Source organism: Caulobacter sp. FV1ye6ST, from assembly GCF_058681225.1.
Map to the genome: position 1 here is coordinate 3057228 of NZ_CM178733.1, position 16936 is coordinate 3074163.

General features: G+C 65.2%; 16 protein-coding genes. 5 read left to right on the forward strand and 11 right to left on the reverse strand.

What is annotated here, in order from left to right; all coding sequences use genetic code 11:
• Nucleotides 1-39 precede the first annotated feature (39 nt).
• The 5 genes from ACW175_RS14780 to ACW175_RS14800 form a co-directional block, all read right to left on the reverse strand.
• Nucleotides 40-408 carry a response regulator gene (locus tag ACW175_RS14780; RefSeq protein ID WP_492100805.1) on the reverse strand — a complete coding sequence of 123 codons (369 nt, stop codon included), beginning with the start codon at nt 406-408 and terminating at the stop codon, nt 40-42.
• A gap of 74 nt (nt 409-482) precedes the next feature.
• Nucleotides 483-1997: a PAS domain-containing protein gene (locus tag ACW175_RS14785; RefSeq protein ID WP_492100806.1), complete on the reverse strand. Its 1515-nt coding sequence runs from the start codon at nt 1995-1997 to the stop codon at nt 483-485.
• 157 nt (nt 1998-2154) lie between these two features.
• Nucleotides 2155-2544: a response regulator gene (locus ACW175_RS14790; RefSeq protein WP_492100807.1), complete on the reverse strand. Its 390-nt coding sequence runs from the start codon at nt 2542-2544 to the stop codon at nt 2155-2157.
• Nucleotides 2541-3584, reverse strand: a complete 1044-nt coding sequence (locus tag ACW175_RS14795; protein ID WP_492100808.1) for an HWE histidine kinase domain-containing protein — start codon at nt 3582-3584, stop codon at nt 2541-2543. The genes ACW175_RS14790 and ACW175_RS14795 overlap by 4 nt, the downstream gene beginning before the upstream one ends.
• Nucleotides 3585-4069: 485 nt before the next feature.
• Nucleotides 4070-4975 (reverse strand): LysR family transcriptional regulator, encoded by a 906-nt coding sequence (locus ACW175_RS14800; RefSeq protein WP_492100809.1) that lies wholly within the window; start codon nt 4973-4975, stop codon nt 4070-4072.
• A gap of 180 nt (nt 4976-5155) precedes the next feature.
• Between ACW175_RS14800 and ACW175_RS14805 the strand changes: the two genes are divergently transcribed.
• Nucleotides 5156-5890 carry an SDR family NAD(P)-dependent oxidoreductase gene (locus ACW175_RS14805; RefSeq protein ID WP_492100810.1) on the forward strand — a complete coding sequence of 245 codons (735 nt, stop codon included), beginning with the start codon at nt 5156-5158 and terminating at the stop codon, nt 5888-5890.
• Between the two features lie 68 nt (nt 5891-5958).
• Here ACW175_RS14805 and ACW175_RS14810 read toward each other — a convergent pair whose 3' ends face one another.
• Nucleotides 5959-6594 carry a TetR/AcrR family transcriptional regulator gene (locus tag ACW175_RS14810; protein WP_492100811.1) on the reverse strand — a complete coding sequence of 212 codons (636 nt, stop codon included), beginning with the start codon at nt 6592-6594 and terminating at the stop codon, nt 5959-5961.
• A 101-nt stretch (nt 6595-6695) separates the two neighbouring features.
• Between ACW175_RS14810 and ACW175_RS14815 the strand changes: the two genes are divergently transcribed.
• The 4 genes from ACW175_RS14815 to ACW175_RS14830 all read left to right on the forward strand — a co-directional run bounded on the left by ACW175_RS14815 (nt 6696) and on the right by ACW175_RS14830 (nt 12013).
• A complete protein-coding gene (locus tag ACW175_RS14815; protein ID WP_492100812.1) occupies nt 6696-7619 on the forward strand; it encodes an alpha/beta hydrolase in 924 nt (307 codons plus the stop codon).
• The gene (locus tag ACW175_RS14820) at nt 7616-8041 is read left to right on the forward strand and encodes an MAPEG family protein (protein ID WP_492100813.1); all 426 of its coding nucleotides are present in this window, start codon (nt 7616-7618) and stop codon (nt 8039-8041) included. The genes ACW175_RS14815 and ACW175_RS14820 overlap by 4 nt, the downstream gene beginning before the upstream one ends.
• Nucleotides 8042-8422: 381 nt before the next feature.
• On the forward strand, nt 8423-10612 hold the full coding sequence (locus ACW175_RS14825) for a formylglycine-generating enzyme family protein (protein ID WP_492100814.1): 2190 nt from the start codon (nt 8423-8425) through the stop codon (nt 10610-10612).
• A gap of 465 nt (nt 10613-11077) precedes the next feature.
• On the forward strand, nt 11078-12013 hold the full coding sequence (locus tag ACW175_RS14830) for a TraB/GumN family protein (RefSeq protein WP_492100815.1): 936 nt from the start codon (nt 11078-11080) through the stop codon (nt 12011-12013).
• Nucleotides 12014-12573: 560 nt separating this feature from the next.
• On the opposite strand, the gene pcaD is transcribed toward ACW175_RS14830, so the two are convergent.
• Genes pcaD through catA form a run of 5 tightly spaced genes read right to left on the reverse strand, consistent with a single transcriptional unit; the run spans nt 12574 to nt 16919 of the window.
• Nucleotides 12574-13434, reverse strand: coding sequence for a 3-oxoadipate enol-lactonase (gene pcaD / locus ACW175_RS14835; RefSeq protein WP_492100816.1), 861 nt, complete (start codon nt 13432-13434; stop codon nt 12574-12576).
• The gene (gene pcaF / locus ACW175_RS14840) at nt 13431-14630 is read right to left on the reverse strand and encodes a 3-oxoadipyl-CoA thiolase (RefSeq protein WP_492100817.1); all 1200 of its coding nucleotides are present in this window, start codon (nt 14628-14630) and stop codon (nt 13431-13433) included. The genes pcaD and pcaF overlap by 4 nt, the downstream gene beginning before the upstream one ends.
• Nucleotides 14627-15274: a CoA transferase subunit B gene (locus ACW175_RS14845; protein ID WP_492100818.1), complete on the reverse strand. Its 648-nt coding sequence runs from the start codon at nt 15272-15274 to the stop codon at nt 14627-14629. The genes pcaF and ACW175_RS14845 overlap by 4 nt, the downstream gene beginning before the upstream one ends.
• The gene (locus ACW175_RS14850; protein ID WP_492100819.1) at nt 15274-15996 is read right to left on the reverse strand and encodes a CoA transferase subunit A; all 723 of its coding nucleotides are present in this window, start codon (nt 15994-15996) and stop codon (nt 15274-15276) included. Before ACW175_RS14850 ends, ACW175_RS14845 begins: the two co-directional genes overlap by 1 nt.
• Complete coding sequence (catA, locus tag ACW175_RS14855; RefSeq protein ID WP_492100820.1) at nt 15993-16919, reverse strand: catechol 1,2-dioxygenase; 927 nt, start codon at nt 16917-16919, stop codon at nt 15993-15995. Before catA ends, ACW175_RS14850 begins: the two co-directional genes overlap by 4 nt.
• Nucleotides 16920-16936: the final 17 nt, after the last annotated feature.

The following is a 16936-nucleotide window of genomic DNA, read 5'->3' on the forward strand; positions in this document are numbered from 1 at the left end:
TCGCGGTTGGGGGGATATCTGGATCGATCTTGCCGCGAATCAGGCTGCGGCCCTGGCCATCAGTTCGGTAAGTTGGCCTTCCGCATACGGCTTGCCGATGAAATAGCCCCGATCCGGCATCTGCGCGGCGGTCGGCCGCTCGCGGCCGGACGTCAGAACCACCCGCATCAGCGGCCGGCGCGCTCGGACCTCGGCGGCCAGGGCGAAGCCGTCCATGCCGGGCATGTTGATGTCGGTGAACAGGACGCTGATCTCGGGGTTCTCATCGAGGAAGGACAGCGCCTCGGCGCCGTCGTCGGCCTCGAAAATCAGGTAGCCAGCATCCCGGAGATGGTCGGCGGCGACGCCGCGAATGAGCGGCTCGTCATCGACCACCAGGATCGTCGTCCGCTTCACCAGCTTTGTCATGATAGTCTCAATACCCGTGTCACCCGCAGGTTCCGCCCAACCTGGTTAAGGAGTTGCGGCGCCCGACTGGCTTCTCAGCGTGCGAGGCGCACCTGCGAGAAACGGAGGTTGGTGTTCAGCCCCGTGGCGGTCCATTCGCGCGACCATTGTCCGCGAAGCTGCCGCACGATGGCGTTCTCCAGCAGGACGCTGCCAAAACCGCCCCCCTGTGACCCTTCGGTCGCGATCGTGGCCGTCGGGACATGCTCGCGCCAAGCCAAGGCAACGTCGTCCCCATCCCGGGTCATCTCGATCCTGACCGTGCCGCCCGCGTGACCTAGGGCTCCGTACTTCAGCGCATTGGTCGCCAGCTCATTGATGATCAGGGCCATCGATGTGGTGGCGGCGCGGCCTATGCGAACGTCGTCGCCCGAGATGGTGATCCGCCGGTCGGCGGTATCCAGATCGCCATAGGGCTCCAGCAGCACATGCAGGAGGGCCAGCAGGGTCTGCGGTGCGATCTCCGAGCCGCCCACCACCTCAGGCGGCGTCACATAGGCCATGGCGCGGCCCAAGCCGAACAATCGCGTCCGCAGGGCGTCGGCGAAGGGCCGGGCGGCCGCGTCGGCCCTGGCGGAGAGCGAGATCACGCCGTCAACGACCGCAAACATGTTCTTGATGCGGTGAGCCAGCTCTCGCAACAGCAAGGACTTCTCTTCATTGGCCTTTAGGCGTTCGGAGATGTCCATGGAGACGCCGACTAGGCGCAAAGGCGCGCCATCGACGCCTCGGGTGATGTCGGCGCGCATCTGGATGAAGCCGATGGCCGCGTCGGGGCGAACGATCTGGAACTCGATCGCGAAGTCGCCGTCGACGTCCGGATTCCTGAACGCCTCCCGTACACGCCGGCGGTCGTCGGCATGGACGGCGTCCAGCAGCACCGGCAAGTCGAAGGCCTCGGACGCCAGTCGCCCGAAATTCTCCCGGAGCACCGACGAGGCCGTCAACTCGCCCGAGATCAGGTCCAGGTCCCACAGGCCCATGCGGCCGGCTCCCGTGGCGAAGCGAAGCCTCTGCTCACTGTCGTGCTGAGCCTGCAGCCGCCGCGCCGACTCGGTCGCCAGGTCGGCGTTGTGGCGTTCGAGGTCTTCCAATCTTTGCAGCTCAGCGGTGACGTCGAACTGGCTGGCGATGAAGTAGCTCAGCTCGCCGCCGACGTCGTGGACCGGCGCCATCTGCAGGCGGTTCCAGAAGGCCGAACCGTCCTTGCGATGGTTGCGCACGTCGATGGCGATCGCCCGCCCCAGTTTCACGGCGGCGCGGATGGCCTCGACCGCCGCAGGGTCGGATTGGGGACCCTGAAGGAAGCGGCAATTTCGCCCGATGACCTCTTCACGGTCATAGCAGGTGAGCTCACAGAAGGCGTCGTTGACGAACACCAGCGGATTGTCCGCCAGGCGCGGATTGGTGATGATCATCGGCGTCCCGGTCGCCCGGACGGCGGCGGCGAACGGATCGCTATCGCCGCCGAAGCCGGCGAATGTCCCGCTGCGGCCTGGCGTCAACACGGCCGGATCTGCGAGGGCGGTCGGGCGCGGCGCTTGGGGCATGGTCGGTCCAGCGCACGGCAAACCACGATGAAGAGACGTCGTCTTTGTCGATCGCGTCCTAGCCGTAGCGGCTCGCCGGAGCGCGCGCCAGCGACAATGACAACCAGGTCTCGACGCGCCAGAACCGCGTCCCGCCCTTTAGCTTCACCTTGGCTCGTCAGGCAGCGGAAGGAAGGCGGTGAGTTCCGACGAACAGCCCCTTCAGGACCTTGGCCAATTCCGAAGGATGGAAGGGTTTTTGCAGCATGGCGAAGGACCGATAGCCGTCCCGCAGGCGGTCTCTGTCGTAGCCTGTCGAGAACAGGAAGGGAATGCCTCGGGCGACAAGCGCGTCGGCGACGGGATAGCTCAGTTGCTCGTCGAGCGAAACGTCGAGAATGACCGCGTCGATCGCCTCGGCGGCCACCAGCCGCAGCGCTTGGTCGACGCGTGACGCTGGCCCGACCAAGGTGCAGCCGAGGTCTTCAAGCATATCCTCCAACAGGCAGGAGATCAGTAATTCGTCCTCCACCAGCAGGATGCGGCGGCCGGTCAGTTCGGGGCTCATGGTCCTACCGGGGGCTTCAACGGCATGGCGATCTGGCAGATCAGGCCGGTTTTTTCGTAGGTGACGCGAACCTCGCCACCGAGATCCTGCGCCAGTCCGCGTTCGATCAGGCGCGAGCCGAAGCCTTTGCGGCGTGGAGGGGCGACCAAAGGGCCGCCGCTCTCCTGCCAACGGAGGTGCAGCCTGGTCTCGCTCGACGTGGTTTCGATGCGCCAGCCGATGTCGACTTGGCCTTTGGCGACGGACAAGGCGCCGTGGGTCCAGGCGTTCGCCGCCAGTTCATGGAACACCAGAGCCAAGGACAGGGCGGCCTTGGCGTGCAGCCGAACGTCCTCGCCCCCCAGCGCAATGCGAGGCGGAGCGTCGCCGTCCAGCCCAAACGGCAGCAGGATGCGCTCCAGGACATCGCGCAGCGGCACCGCGTCCCAACTACCCCGCCCAAGCAGGCCGTGGGCCTTGGCCAGCGCCAGGACGCGGCCTTCGAAAGCCTGCACCACGGCGCTGTCTTGAGACCGAAGGGTTTGGGTGGCAATCGCCAGCACCGTGGCTAGTGTGTTCTGGGTGCGATGATTCAATTCGTCCAGGAGGAAGCGGAGGCGTTCGGCTTCTCGCTTGGTTCCGGTGATGTCCACGAACGAGGAGAAGTGCTGTACGACTAGGCCCTCGGCGTCCCAAACCGGGTTGATCGACAGCGAAGCCCAAAACGTGCCGCCGTCACGGCGCTGATCGCAGATCTCCAGCTGTTCGTGGAACTCCCCGGCGAACGCCGCCTCAATCTTGGCCAGCGCATCGAGATTGTTTCCGCGCGCCAGCAGGAAGTCGAACGGCTTGCCGAGCACCTCTTCCCGACCATAGCCGGTCAAGGCAAGAAAGGCGTCGTTGGCAAAGATGATCGGATTGCCGGCTTCGGTGGCGTTGGTGAACACCATCGCCGCTCGAGTCGTTTCCGCAGCGATAACGAATGGGCCGAGGTTTTTTCGGAACCCCTCGACCTCGTCTTCCGCGATCTTCTGACGAGCAACTCTGGTGGCGGAGCGCATGGTGAGGCCCGATCGCTTCGGCCGGGCGAGACGGGCACGTCGCTTTTGCGCTCGAAACGACGACTGCCGGACGGAAGGACTCCATCCTTAAGGCTAACAATGCTCAGCTTCACGCTTTAGTTGCGTGTGTGCTCGCACTTGGTGTTTCCAACCAGCTGGGCCGAGGCGGCGGCTGGCGGATATCCGTCCGCCAAGGGGGCGATCATCGCCGACGCGGCGTCGATATGAAGGTCGTATTCTTGGAATGACGCCAAGGTTAGCATTGGCGCAAAGCCGTAGGTGGGCCCTAGATCGCTGCCCATATTGACTGTCGGTCCTGGTGAACACACGCCCTGAAATGGGGGAGTAGACCGACACTGGCAAACCCGGTTGCGGGCGCTCGACAATCGACAGCGTTACTCGCTCTTAGCGGGCTAGGTCTGCTCGTCGGTCGAAGCGGCTCAGCATCCGCCGATTGCTCGCCTCAAGACGACGGAATGCACGCCTCATCTGACGCGCAAGTGCGGCTCGTCCTTGATTAACTCGGCGGCGAAGTCGACGAACGCCTTGATCGCACCGGTCATGCGTCGGCTCTCCGAGCTGACCGCATGGATCGGAAATAGCCGTGGCGTGTAGTCGACCAGCACGGCGACGAGCGCCCCGGCGGCGACGTCGCCCGCGAACATCCAACTGGGCCCCTGGGCCAGTCCCATGCCGGCGAGCGCCGCGGCGCGAACGCTTTCGGCGTCGTTGGTGCGCAAGCTGGCCGATGGCGCGACGACGATCTCGCCTTTGGCGCCCCGGAACTTCCAGGTCTTCGAGCCTCCCTGGAACATGAAGGGCAGGCAGGCGTGGCGATCCAGATCGGCCGGCGTCCTGGGCGCGCCGCACTTTTCGATGTAAGTCGGCGAACCGACCACTGTGGCTTCGACGCAGCCGATCTGCCGAGCCAGCAGACTCGAATCCGCCAAGTCCCCGATCCGTATCGCCACATCCACGCCGTCTTCAACCAGGCTGACGTAGCGTTCGGACACCTCCAGGTCGATCGTCAGCTCCGGGTAGCGCGCGAGTAAGGACGGCAGCTGAGGAACGATGAGCTTGCTTGAAAACACCTGCGGCGCGGCCACGCGGATCCGCCCCTTGGGCGCGGTCTCGCCCGACCGGATACGCGACTCCGTGGCGTCGAGGTCGGCGAGCATGCCGATGGCGAAGTCGTAATAGTCCTGGCCCTGTTCGGTGACGCTCAGCCCGCGCGAGCTGCGCCTGATCAGCTGCGCTCCAAGGCGGCGCTCCAGCGCGGACACTTCCTTGCTGACCGTGGACTGGGCGACGCCCTCGGCCTTGCCGGCGCGTGAGAAGCTGCCGGTCTCCACCACGCGGACCAACAGCCGCATCCTGTTTAGCTGGTCCATTCAGATCCTCTCTCCAGTCGCCTCATCGCTGGATGCTGACACATACGCGCCCGCGCCTACCCATTCCAAAACGGAATTCAAGCTATTCATCCATGCCCAATAGGAAATCAGTCCGTACAGCTTAGATAGCGAAGCTGGCGCGCCGCGACGGCGCGTCGACACAAAGTTGGAAGCCAGCACATGTCGAAGCTCAATGGAAAGGTCGCGGTCATCCTTGGCGGCACCACGGGGATGGCTCTGGAGACGGGAAGGCTGTTCGTCGAGGAGGGGGCCCACGTGTTCATCACTGGACGGCGCCAAGACGCCATCGACGCCGCCGTCCAAGATATCGGCAGGAACGTCACTGGCGTCCAAGGCGATGTTGCCAACCTTGAGGATCTTGACCGGCTGTTCGAGACGGTCCGCGCCGAGAAGGGCCATATCGACGTGCTGTTCTACAGCGCTGGCGCGGGTCACATGGGCGAGTTCGTCACCAACGTGACGCCCGAGGTGTTCGACCACACGTTCAATGTGAACGTGAAGGGCCCGCTCTTCGCCGTACAGAAGGCGTTGCCGCTGTTTCGTGACGGCGGCTCGATCATCCTCAACAGCTCGATCGCCCACCTGAAGGGCATGCCCGGTGCGAGCGTCTACAGCGCCAGCAAGGCCGCCGTCCGAGCGTTCGCCCGCGGCTGGGCGATGGAACTGAAGGATCGCAACATCCGCGTCAACGTGATCAGCCCGGGCCCGATCGACACGCCGTTCACCCAGCCCGCGCCCCAGGCATGGAAGGACGCAATGACCGCCATGGTGCCGTTGGGACGGTTTGGCCGCCCCCGAGAGATCGCCACCGCGGCGCTCTTCCTGGCGTCGGACGATTCCAGTTTCATCACCGGTGTCGATCTCTGCGTCGACGGCGGGCTGACCCAAGTCTAGGGACGTCGCCGCGCCGGTTCGACCTGTTTGGCGGGGGAGACGGCGCGCCTCGTCGCCGAAGCCGGTGGTCAGGCTGGGCGCACGATCAGCGCCTGGTCGATATAGGGCTCAAGCAGGCGCAGGGCTTCGCGCTCGATCGCGCCGGTCTTCAGCCAATCGGGCGCATCGACGACGGCGCGATGGGTCAGCGCCTCGATGCAGGTCTCCAGGACCAGGGCGACCATGCGCACTCGCGCCGGCGGCAGACCGGGGCTCCGCCGTTGCAGGTCGGTCTCGATCTTCCGTTGCAGCACCGAGCTGATGTCCAGCGACGCGGCCAGCGCTCCGATCCTCGGAACCTGCTCGACCAGCACCTTGTGAAGCGCGGGATCGACCCGGTGAGCATCAAGGCCAGCCCGGATCAGGGCCGCGACAACAGCCCTGGGCGTCTCGTCGCTCGGCATGCCGAGCACCGCATCGACCCGCGCCATCAGTTCCGCGACATGCGCCGACGCCAGCGCGGCGACCAGGGCCTCCTTGTTCGGAAAATACTCGTAGAGCGAGCCGATGCTGACGCCGGCCTTCTCGGCGACGAGATTGGTCGTGGTGCGATCATAGCCGTTGGCCGTCAGAACCTGAGCGGTTGCCTGCAGTATGGCCGCGACGGTCTGTTTGGATCGGGCCTGGATCGGCTGCTTCCGGGGTGTCGCGGCCTTCTCCCGCATCCTGTCAGACCCTCCGGCAAACCCGAGTTGAGAACCCGAGCATATGCTCGGATTATCGGCCCGCCAACCAGGTTCGGCAAGGCGGGATTGAGGAGAGGCTAGTGATCAGGGTCGATACGCAGTTCACATCCGGCAGGCAGCGCTGCGAGGCGTGGCTCTACCTCCCCGCTGAACCGGGGCCGCATCCGTGCATCGTCTTCGCCCACGGCATCGGCGCGATCAGGCAAGTCCGGGTCGGCGCCTATGCCGAGCGGTTCACGCGCGCCGGCTATGCGGTCCTCGCCTTCGACTACCGAAAGTGGGGCGCCAGCCAAGGCGCTCCCCGTTTCCTCTGCGACATCGGCGACCAGCACACCGACATCCACGCGGCGATCGACCATGCGCGCGGCCTCGACGCGATCAATCCCGCCAAGATCGTTCTGTTCGGAACATCCTTTGGCGGCGGTCACGCGGTGGCTGTTGGCTCCGCGCGACCGGACTTGGCGGCGGTGATCGCCCAGTGCGCGGTCGTCGATGGCCTGGCGGCCGCCGTGAACGCGCCGCTGCTCCTGGCGCTACGCTGGATGCTCGCCGGCCTGACCGATCAGGTCCGCGCCCTGGTTGGCGTCGCGCCCTACTACATCAAGCTGGCCGGCGAACCGGGTCAGCTCGCTCTCATGACCGCGCCGGGCGCCGAGACGGGCTACCGGGCGATGATCGACGGTCCCTCACCCTGGCGCAATCTGATCGGCGCGCGGTTCATCCTCCGCATTCCATTTTACCGCCCGACCAGACGCGCCAAGCGCATCCAGCCCCAGCTGCTGATGCTCGTGACCGACAAGGACGAGATCAGCCCACCATCAGTGATGGCCAAGGTCGCAAGGCTCGCCCCGCGCGGCCAGGCCGTCCATTTCAATGCAGGACACTTCGAGATCTACTTCGGCGACTTCTTCGACAAGGCGACCGACGCCATGATCGCGTTCCTGGAGACGACGGCGGCAGCCCCGGCCCCCGCTTCGAACCTCGTCGCCGAGGCCGTCTCGTGACCGCAGCGCAGATGTACCTGCCGCAGGTGCTCAGCCTGGTGGTCTTGTCTTTTCTGACGGCGCTGACGATCCTGATCAGCCGGCTCGGCGACCTTGTCCATAACAAGCGCCCGTTATCTTTCTACGAGGACTTTGATGGCCAGGCCGCGCCCCTTTCGGTGCTGCGGCCGACGCGCCAGTTGGCCAACCAATTTGAATTCCCCGTGCTGTTCTACGTGCTTGTCGCGATAGCGATCGCAGTTCCGGTTCGCGATCCCCTTATCGCGGCGCTGGCTTGGGCCTATGTCGCTTTGCGTTGGGGGCACGCGGCGAGCCAGCTCGTCGGCAATCGCCTCTACGTCAGGACGCCCGTGTTCATGATCGGCAACATCGTCTTGCTGGCGATGTGGGTCGTGTTCGGCGTCGCCGCGCTCAACGCATGAGCCGGCTGGCGGGCGGCGGTTCGCGCCCGAGCGGGTCTTTGGCCAATGCTATGCGGAGCAATCCTTCCGCACATCGGCGCCAATAGGCTTGACCAGGACGAGCATTCTTGCCGCTCGTGCGGACCAGATGGCCTTTGACGCGGCCAGCCAACAGGCCGCGTCGAAGGAGATCTGGTCCGCACGCCATGCGCGTTCCAACACGGGGTTTGCGCACACGATCAAATTCGGCAGATCGATTGCTGTCGGTTGATCCAATCTCTTGCCTCGAAACTGTCCATGCCGCGCGCGCCCGCGCGGCATGGCGGTTTCGCCGTCGCCACCGTTGGGATGGCTGCTAGGTCACCAGTCGGCGGGAATAATGAAATGGGGTTGGATCGGTCGATGTCGGTTTTGAAGCTCGCGTTGGCGGCCGCCGCGACCGGCGTCGCGCTCACGGTCGCCAGCGGCGCGGCTGCGCAGGACACCCAGTACTCCACCTTCCCCTGGTTCAAGCAGAACATGGTCGTCGGGCCGCGCTGCTTCACCTATCCCGAGCCTTGGGAGGGGCCGTTCAACCCCTGCACGGAGGCCGACCACCAGGCCTGGCTGGCCGACGTCACGCGCTGGCGGGCCGAGCGCCGAATGCGGGTCGGTCTCGGTACGCCCCGCTATGAAAAGCCCGAGCTGGCCTGGACCCAGCGCAGCTTCATGCAGGCCCAGGCGATGATGGAGGACCGTTACCTCTATGATCCCGCAAGCGGTCGCTACACCGTCGATCGCTACCTGGACGACCTGATCGCGCGGTTCGGCGGCATCGACGCGGTCCTGTTGTGGCCGGACTATCCCAACCTCGGCGTGGATAGCCGCAATCAGATCGACATGATCCACGCCTTGCCCGGCGGGATCCCGGGCGTGAAGGGGATGATCGCCGACTTCCATCGCCGGGGCATCAAGGTGCTGTTCCCGATGATGATGTGGGACCAGGGCACGCGCGATCCCGGCGGGCCCTGGCCCGAGACCCTGACCCGGCTGATGATCGAGATCGGCGCCGACGGTATGAATGGCGACACCCAGGACGGCGTGCCGCTGGCCTTCTCCCTGGCGGCCGAGCGGCAGGGCAAGGTCCTGGCCTTCCAGCCCGAGGGCGTGGTCCACGACGAGCAACTGGCCTGGAACGTGATGTCGTGGGGGCAGTACGACTTCGGCTTCGTCCCCAAGGTCGACCGCTATCGCTGGCTTGAGCCGCGCCACATGGTCAACATCTCCGACCGCTGGGCACGCTCCAAGACCGACGACCTGCAGTACGCCTTCTTCAACGGCGAGGGCTGGGAGAGCTGGGAGAACATCTGGGGTATCTGGAACGGGATCACCCCGCGTTACGGCGAGGCGACGCGCCGGGTGGCGACGATCGAGCGCGGCGTGGCGCCGTTCCTGACCAGCCCGGACTGGGAACCGTTCTATCCGATGACCCGGTTCGGCGTGTTCGCCAGCCGCTGGCCGAAGGATGGGGCCGAGATCTGGACCATCGTCAACCGTAACGAATACGACGTCAACGGCCGGCAGATGAAGGTGGCCGACGCCCCTGGCCGGCGCTGGTTCGACCTCTATCACGGCGTGGAACTGAAGCCGGAGCGCGAGACCGGCCAGGCCTGGCTGTCGTTCCCGATCGAGGCCAAGGCCTTTGGCGCGGTGCTGGCGGTCGACAGCGAGCCAGACGCGGCCATGCGCGACCTGATGGTCCGGATGAAGGCCATGACCGCCAAGCCGCTGGCCGGCTATTCGGCCGAGTGGAAGCCGCTGCCGCAGACAATGGTCGAGGTCGCCCCGACCCGTCCGGCCGCCATCGCGCCGGCCGGCATGGTCGAGATCCCGGCCGGCGATTTCCGCTTCCAGGTGCGGGGCCTGGCGGTGGAGGGCGGCAATGGGGCGGGCGTCGACGTCGCCTATCCCTGGGAGACGGCACCGCGCCGTTTTCACGATCACCAGATGGCGATGAAGCGGTTCTTCATAGATCGCACGCCGGTGACCAACGCCCAGTTCAAGGTCTTCCTCGACGTCACGCGCTATCGCCCCAAGGACGACTTCAACTTCCTGAAGGACTGGACCGGCGGGACCTATCCCGAAGGCTGGGCCGACAAGCCGGTGACCTGGGTGTCGCTGGAGGATGCGCGGGCCTACGCCGCGTGGGCCGGCAAGCGCCTGCCGCGCGAATGGGAATGGCAGTACGCGGCCCAGGGCGGCGACGGTCGAGCCTATCCGTGGGGCGAAGCCTGGAATCCGGACGCCGTCCCGACGCCGAATAAGGGCCGGGCCCTGGTCCCGCCCGACGCCGTCGATGCCCATCCGGCCGGGGCCAGCCCGTTCGGCGTCCTCGATATGGTCGGCAACGTCTGGCAATGGACCGACGAACACCGAGACGACCATACCCGCGCGGCCATCCTGCGGGGCGGCAGCGGCTACCAGCCCCAGGGCTCGATCTGGTATTTCCCCCAGGCCTATCGCAACGACCAGCACGGCAAGCTGCTGCTGATGGCGCCGGGCAAGGACAGGGCCGGAACAATCGGGTTTCGGTGCGCCAAAGACGCTTCCTAGCAAGGCCGTCTCGTGGCTTGAAGCTCATGATCTTCTCCAGGTGCTGGACGCAGCTTTGAAGCAGGCCCGCGCTTGGGACGCGCGGCCTAAAGGCGCGGCAACATGGCGCCCGCCCGCAAACTGGGGAAAGTTTGACTAGGGTCGGGACCGGAGACGACGCCGCCTGAAACCAGACATTCGCCCAAGCACTGGCCCCGAATCCAGACATTCAGATCACGACGGCGAGCAATTGTCTGTCCTGGTGAACACACGCCCTGAAATGAGGAGGATACACTGTTACCGACAAAGCCGGTCGCCGTCGCCGAAAGCCAACGTGCCGAAGGCCTTTGCGAGCGATCGCCCTGAGCCAGGATTCACCGTTGGCATGGCGGCGTTCGGTCGCCCTCGACATGAACTAAACTTAAGGTGATGCGAAGATCGGCGCATGCGAAAGTCGTCTTGGGCTGGAACGGGAGTACTGACGGCATGAAGGAACCGAGTGCGCTGCTGGCCGAACTTGCCTTCCCAACAAGTATCGATGTCCAGTTGCCGGAAATCCAGCGCACGCGACGCCATTTCCTTAACTATGGACTTCCTGCAGCTTGCGTTGCTCTAGCTCCAGGATCTGTGCTTGCAGCCCCCAAGGCGCCGCTCTGGACTGTCAAGAAGGGCGGCAAGCGCATCTATATTCTAGGCGAAACCTTGCCCCGCCCTGTTGATTGGCGCGTGCCTGAGATCGTGGCCTTGCTGGAGCGTTGCGGCCGTCTGTGGACCGAGACGAACCAGATCTACCGGCGTCCCGGTGGAGAACTCATCAAGCAGTTTGGCATGTCGACGTCGCCCTCGCCTCTGGAGCTCCTGTCGCCGGAGCATTTGGCCCGTTTGAAGACGGCAATGGCTCTGAGCGCGGTATCTATGAGCGATCTAGCTGGCGCGCGGCCGTGGCTGATCGGCGCTACGATCGAGGACGCGGGTTACAAAGCCGCAGGTCTGACCGGGAAATCGGCCAACGCCGTTCTCAGCGCATGGGCGACCGAAATTGGGATTCCAGTCTCAAGCGAGTTCGAGGTGAAGGACGACGTCTTTGCCTGGTTCGCCGGCACGACCCCGAAACAGGAAGCACAGTTCCTTTGCTACGCCGTTGATGGCGCGTTGCTGGGCCGCGAAGGTTCCGAACGGATATCGACAGAGTGGCTCGCGGGCCGACAGGCGGCGGCGGCGGATTTTGTCGATCACGAACGTCGCGATTATCCCGAGCTTTATGCCAAACTCACGGTCGAACGGAACCGCGCCTGGGTTCCGCGCTTCGAGACGATGCTGAACGATCCGAAGCCGACGCTGGTCGTTGTTGGCCTCTATCACCTCGTCGGCCCGGAAAGCATGCTGATCCAGTTGCGGCGCGCCGGATTTGAGGTCATCTGAGAGTCCATCGTGCGCGGGCTCATTGGCTCTCAGATCTACTCCCGGCCCGTCCAGAGCTTGAGGAGTCCGCTACCCAGGCCTGCGGGAAACTCTGGGAATGTCGGTCGACTCCCGCGAAACGGGGCGCAAATACGGATGCTGCGGAGAACTATGAGTGGCCGCTGGCGATTTGAGTCGGCTTAGCGGTTCTCGCGGGCGACGAGGGACTTTTACTCCTCAGTATGCTCCAGCGTCGCGACTACGAAGGCACTGGCGGCCGTCTCGTCCACAGACCACGAAAGGCTGCGACAAATCGACCGTCGCGGTTGGCTAACGAAGCGCCGTGGATCTGGTTAACCGTCCCAAGCATTAGCATAGCGCGTCCATGCCGTCGTCAGTGTGGCGAGCTTCGTCACGCCCTTGATGCGGTTCACCGGGTCGACGGGGTCGAAGTGGTCCACGTGCCCCCCCCCCCCCGGCCCGCGACATGGGCGGTGATGGCGATGGCCAAGTGGGTCTTGCTGGCGCGCGGGCCGCGCAGACCAAGGGCATGACGCGATCGAGCCTGGACTGTGTCTCTACTAGATATACCCACGCACGAGGTCCCAGTCAGCGCCCGACGGCCCGATGCCGGCGCGTTCGCCGCCATCGATCGCCTGAAGCCAATTTAGAACAGTTACGGAAAATCCGGTGGGATCCTCAACATTAGAAAGGTGAGCCGTCGGCAGCATCACCATTTGGGCGCCGGGAATGTCACGCGTTAGCAGTTCGGCGTGTTGCGGCGGCGTGGCGGGGTCATGAGCACCGGCGACGACCAAGGTCGGCGTCGTTATCAGTTTCAGCATCGGGCGCTGATCCATGTCACGGATCGCCGCGCAGCATCCGGCGTATCCTTGCGCCGGGGTCGCCAAGAGCATGTCATGCACAATTCGCGCCGCATCGGGCGCTCGATCTAGAAAGCCGGCGGTGAACCAACGCGCCATCACAGGCGCAGCCAGGGCGGACATGCCGCTCTCCTTCACCCGAGCGATGCGCGCATCCCAGTCCTTCGGCGGCCCCATATAGGCGGAGGTATTGGCCAAGATCAGACGCTTGACGCGTTCAGGTTCGCGCCAGGCAAGCCATTGGCCAACCATACCGCCCTTGGACAACCCGCAGAACCTCACCGACCGCAAATCCAGGCCGTCGAGCAATTCCACAACGTCACGCCCCAGGCGGTCCATGCCATAAGCGCCCGTAGGCGCGTCCGATGCCCCATGCCCCCGACTATCATAGCGCAGAACCCGAAAGCGCTCGGTGAAGGCGGTCATCTGGGGCGTCCACATCGCCATGGTCGTCCCTAGGGAATTGGACAACATCAGTACCGGTCCGTCAGCCGGACCATCGAAGCGATAGGCGATGCGGCAACCGTCGCCCACCGTCATGTGCGAGATCTCGGTCACGACCGCTCCAACGCGAGCGCGGCGCCTTGGCCGACGCCGATGCACAGGGTGGTGAGCGCGCGCCGACCGCCGGTGGCTTCCAGCTGGCGCAGCGCCGTCAGGGCCAGGCGGGCGCCGGACGCGCCGAGCGGATGGCCCAGCGCAATGGCCCCGCCATTGGGGTTCACGTGCGCCCCGTCGTCGGCCAGACCCAGCTGGCGCAGAACGGCCAGCCCCTGGGCGGCGAAGGCTTCGTTCAGTTCGATCACGTCGAAATCGGCGATCGACAGGCCCGTCCGGGCCATCAGGCGCTGGGTGGCGGGGACCGGACCGATGCCCATGACGCGTGGAGCGACGCCGGCCGTGGCGTAGCACAGGATGCGGGCGCGCGGGGTCAGGCCATGACGCTTGACCGCCTCTTCCGAGGCGATCAGCAGGGCGGCCGCGCCGTCATTGACGCCCGAGGCGTTGCCGGCCGTCACCGTGCCGCCTTCGCGGACGACGGGCTTCAGCTTGGCCAGGGTTTCCAGCGTGGTCTCGCGCGGATGCTCGTCGCGGTCGACGATCGTGGGGCCGGCCTTGCCGGGAATCTCAACGGGCGTGATTTCGCCCTCGAAGAAGCCGGCCTTTATCGCGGCGGCGGCGCGCTGCTGGCTGCGCAGGGCGAACGCGTCCTGATCGGCACGGCTGACCTGGAAGTCGGTGGCGACGTTCTCGGCGGTTTCCGGCATGGAGTCGACGCCATAGGCCTTTTGCATCGCCGGATTGACGAAGCGCCAGCCGATGGTGGTGTCCTCGATCTTGGCGGCGCGCGAGAAGGCGCTGTCGGCCTTGCCCATCACGAAGGGCGCGCGGCTCATGCTCTCGACGCCGCCGGCGATCACGAGATCGGCCTGGCCCGAGAGCACGGCGCGCGCGGCGTAGCTGATGGCCTCCAGCCCCGAGGCGCACAGGCGGTTGACGGTGACGCCCGGGACGCTGTCGGGCAGGCTGGCCAGCAGGGCGGCCATGCGGGCGACGTTACGATTGTCTTCGCCGGCCTGGTTGGCGCAACCCAGCACCACTTCATCCACGGCGCTCCAGTCGAGGCCGGGATTGCGGGCCATCAGGCCCTTGATAGGGATGGCGGCCAGGTCGTCGGCGCGGACCTTGGCCAGGCCTCCGCCATAGCGCCCGAACGGGGTGCGGATCCCGTCGCAGATATAGGCGGCGGTCATGCGAAGGCCCCGGCGTTGAAGTCGGCTTCCGTCTTGGCCTTGACCTCGTCGAGACTGACGCCGGGCGCCAGTTCGATCAGCGTCAAACCGCCACCCTTGCGATCCAGGTCGAAGACGCAGAGGTCGGTGATCACCATATCGACGCAGGCCTGGCCGGTCAGGGGCAGGGCGCAGCGCTTGAGGACCTTGCTATCTCCGGCCTTGTTGGCGTGGTCCATGACCACGATGACGCGCTTGACGCCAGCGACCAGGTCCATCGCACCGCCCATGCCCTTCACCATCTTGCCGGGGATCGTCCAGTTGGCGATGTCGCCGTTCTGGGCCACCTCCATGGCCCCCAGCACCGTCAGATCGACATGGCCGCCGCGGATCATCGCGAAGCTCTGGGCGCTGTCGAAGAAGCTGGAGGTCGGCAGTTGGGTGATGGTCTGCTTGCCGGCGTTGATCAGGTCCGGGTCGGCTTCGCCCTCATAGGGGAAGGGACCCATGCCCAGCATGCCGTTCTCGGACTGCAGCGTGACCTGGACGCCCTCGGGAATGTGGTTGGCCACCAGGGTCGGGATGCCGATGCCCAGATTGACATAGAAGCCGTCCTGCAGCTCACGGGCGGCGCGGGCCGCCATCTCGTCGCGGGTCCAGGCCATCAGACGGTCTCCGCAGCCGCTTCACGAGGACGGGTGGTCAGTTTCTCGATGCGCTTTTCGTTGATTGTCGAGAGAATGATGCGATCCACATAGATGCCCTGCGTGTGGATGCTGTTGGCGTCCAATTCGCCGGCCTCGATGATCTCCTCGACCTCGACGATGGTGACTTTGCCGGCCGTGGCCATCACCGGGTTGAAGTTGCGGGCGGTCATCCGGAACATCAGGTTGCCCTCGGGATCGGCCTTCCACGCCTTGACGATGGCGACGTCGGCGCGCAACCAGGTCTCGCGCACATAGGCCTCGCCCTCGAAGTCCTCGACCGGCTTGCCCTCGGCCACCACCGTGCCAACGCCGGTCTTGGTGTAGAAGGCCGGAATGCCGGCCCCGCCGGCCCGGATGCGCTCGGCCAGAGTGCCTTGCGGATTCAACTCCAGTTCCAGCTGGCCCGATAGATACAGCTGCTCGAACAGCTTGTTCTCGCCGACATAGCTGGAGATCATCTTCTTGATCTGACCGCTGTTGAGCAGCTGCCACAGGCCAAAGCCGTCGGCCCCGCAGTTGTTGCTGATCACCGTCAGGCCCTTGACCCCCGTGTCCTTGATCGCCGGGATCAGGCTCTCGGGATTGCCCGACAGGCCAAAGCCGCCAGACATCAGCGTCATGCCGTCGAAGACAACGCCTTTCAGCGCCGCGGCGGCGGAGGGATAGATTTTGCGGCTCATGCGACTGCGGCGACCCGCGGGCGAGCATGCATCTCGGCATCCGAGCTGTCACTTGCGGGAAGCAGCGTGAAATCGAAGACGATCTCCGAATAGGGCGTATTGAGACCTTCCGCTCGGATGGCCTCGGGCTCGTCGCGCTTCATCACGTCGGGGATCAACCCTTCGCGTGTCGCCTGAGCGAAATCCTCATGGAGGAAGGGATCGCCAGCGATGTTGATCTGGGTGGTCAAATGCCGGTGGCCTTGCGCCGACACAAAGAAATGGATGTGTGCGGGGCGATTTCCGTGTCGACCGACGGCGCTCAACAGCCGCTCCGTCGTCCCCTGCGGCGGCACCGCATAGCCCGACGGCATGATACTCTGAAACTTGTAGCGCCCCTCGGCGTCGGTCTCGATGCGCCGACGATTGTTGTAAGGAGTCTGCGAGGGGGCGAAATAGGAATAGGCCCCCAGGGTATTGGCGTGCCACACGTCGACCACTGCCCCAACGAGTGGCGCACCCTGCTGGTCCATGACCTGGCCGTGCATGATCAGCACCTCGCCTTGATCCGTACCGTCATCCAAACGCGCGTGGCCCACGCTGAGCGGCGCGCCCGGCACATAGAGCGGTCCTTCGATGGTGCGCGGCGTTCCCCCCACCAGACCCGCAGCCTTGTCGGCCTCGTCCATCCGGATATCTAGGAAATGGTCGAAGCCGAGCCCCGGCGCGATCAGACCAAACTCGGCTGCGCCGTTCTGCAAGAAGCCCAACAGGCCCCAGAACTCCTCTGGCGAGACGTCGAAGACGTCGATCGTGTCATAGAGGTCCGAGATCACCCGGCGCAGGATCTGTTTGGCGCGCGGATCGCCGCCAGGCTCGGCCAGGCCGCTGACCCGGTCGAGCAGGCGTTGGATCTCAGGCGTTTGAACAAGGTTGAAGGTCATGGCTTCTCTCCCGAATT

Bases quoted from the DNA above. Each gene is read 5' to 3' on its own strand.
- ACW175_RS14790 (WP_492100807.1), bottom strand. From the start codon at position 2,544: ATGAGCCCCGAACTGACCGGCCGCCGCATCCTGCTGGTGGAGGACGAA.
- ACW175_RS14830 (WP_492100815.1), top strand. From the start codon at position 11,078: ATGAAGGAACCGAGTGCGCTGCTGGCCGAACTTGCCTTCCCAACAAGT.
- ACW175_RS14785 (WP_492100806.1), bottom strand. From the start codon at position 1,997: ATGCCCCAAGCGCCGCGCCCGACCGCCCTCGCAGATCCGGCCGTGTTG.
- ACW175_RS14795 (WP_492100808.1), bottom strand. From the start codon at position 3,584: ATGCGCTCCGCCACCAGAGTTGCTCGTCAGAAGATCGCGGAAGACGAG.
- ACW175_RS14780 (WP_492100805.1), bottom strand. From the start codon at position 408: ATGACAAAGCTGGTGAAGCGGACGACGATCCTGGTGGTCGATGACGAG.
- ACW175_RS14850 (WP_492100819.1), bottom strand. From the start codon at position 15,996: ATGAGCCGCAAAATCTATCCCTCCGCCGCCGCGGCGCTGAAAGGCGTT.
- catA (WP_492100820.1), bottom strand. From the start codon at position 16,919: ATGACCTTCAACCTTGTTCAAACGCCTGAGATCCAACGCCTGCTCGAC.
- ACW175_RS14805 (WP_492100810.1), top strand. From the start codon at position 5,156: ATGTCGAAGCTCAATGGAAAGGTCGCGGTCATCCTTGGCGGCACCACG.
- ACW175_RS14810 (WP_492100811.1), bottom strand. From the start codon at position 6,594: ATGCGGGAGAAGGCCGCGACACCCCGGAAGCAGCCGATCCAGGCCCGA.
- pcaF (WP_492100817.1), bottom strand. From the start codon at position 14,630: ATGACCGCCGCCTATATCTGCGACGGGATCCGCACCCCGTTCGGGCGC.
- ACW175_RS14845 (WP_492100818.1), bottom strand. From the start codon at position 15,274: ATGGCCTGGACCCGCGACGAGATGGCGGCCCGCGCCGCCCGTGAGCTG.
- ACW175_RS14800 (WP_492100809.1), bottom strand. From the start codon at position 4,975: ATGGACCAGCTAAACAGGATGCGGCTGTTGGTCCGCGTGGTGGAGACC.
- ACW175_RS14825 (WP_492100814.1), top strand. From the start codon at position 8,423: ATGTCGGTTTTGAAGCTCGCGTTGGCGGCCGCCGCGACCGGCGTCGCG.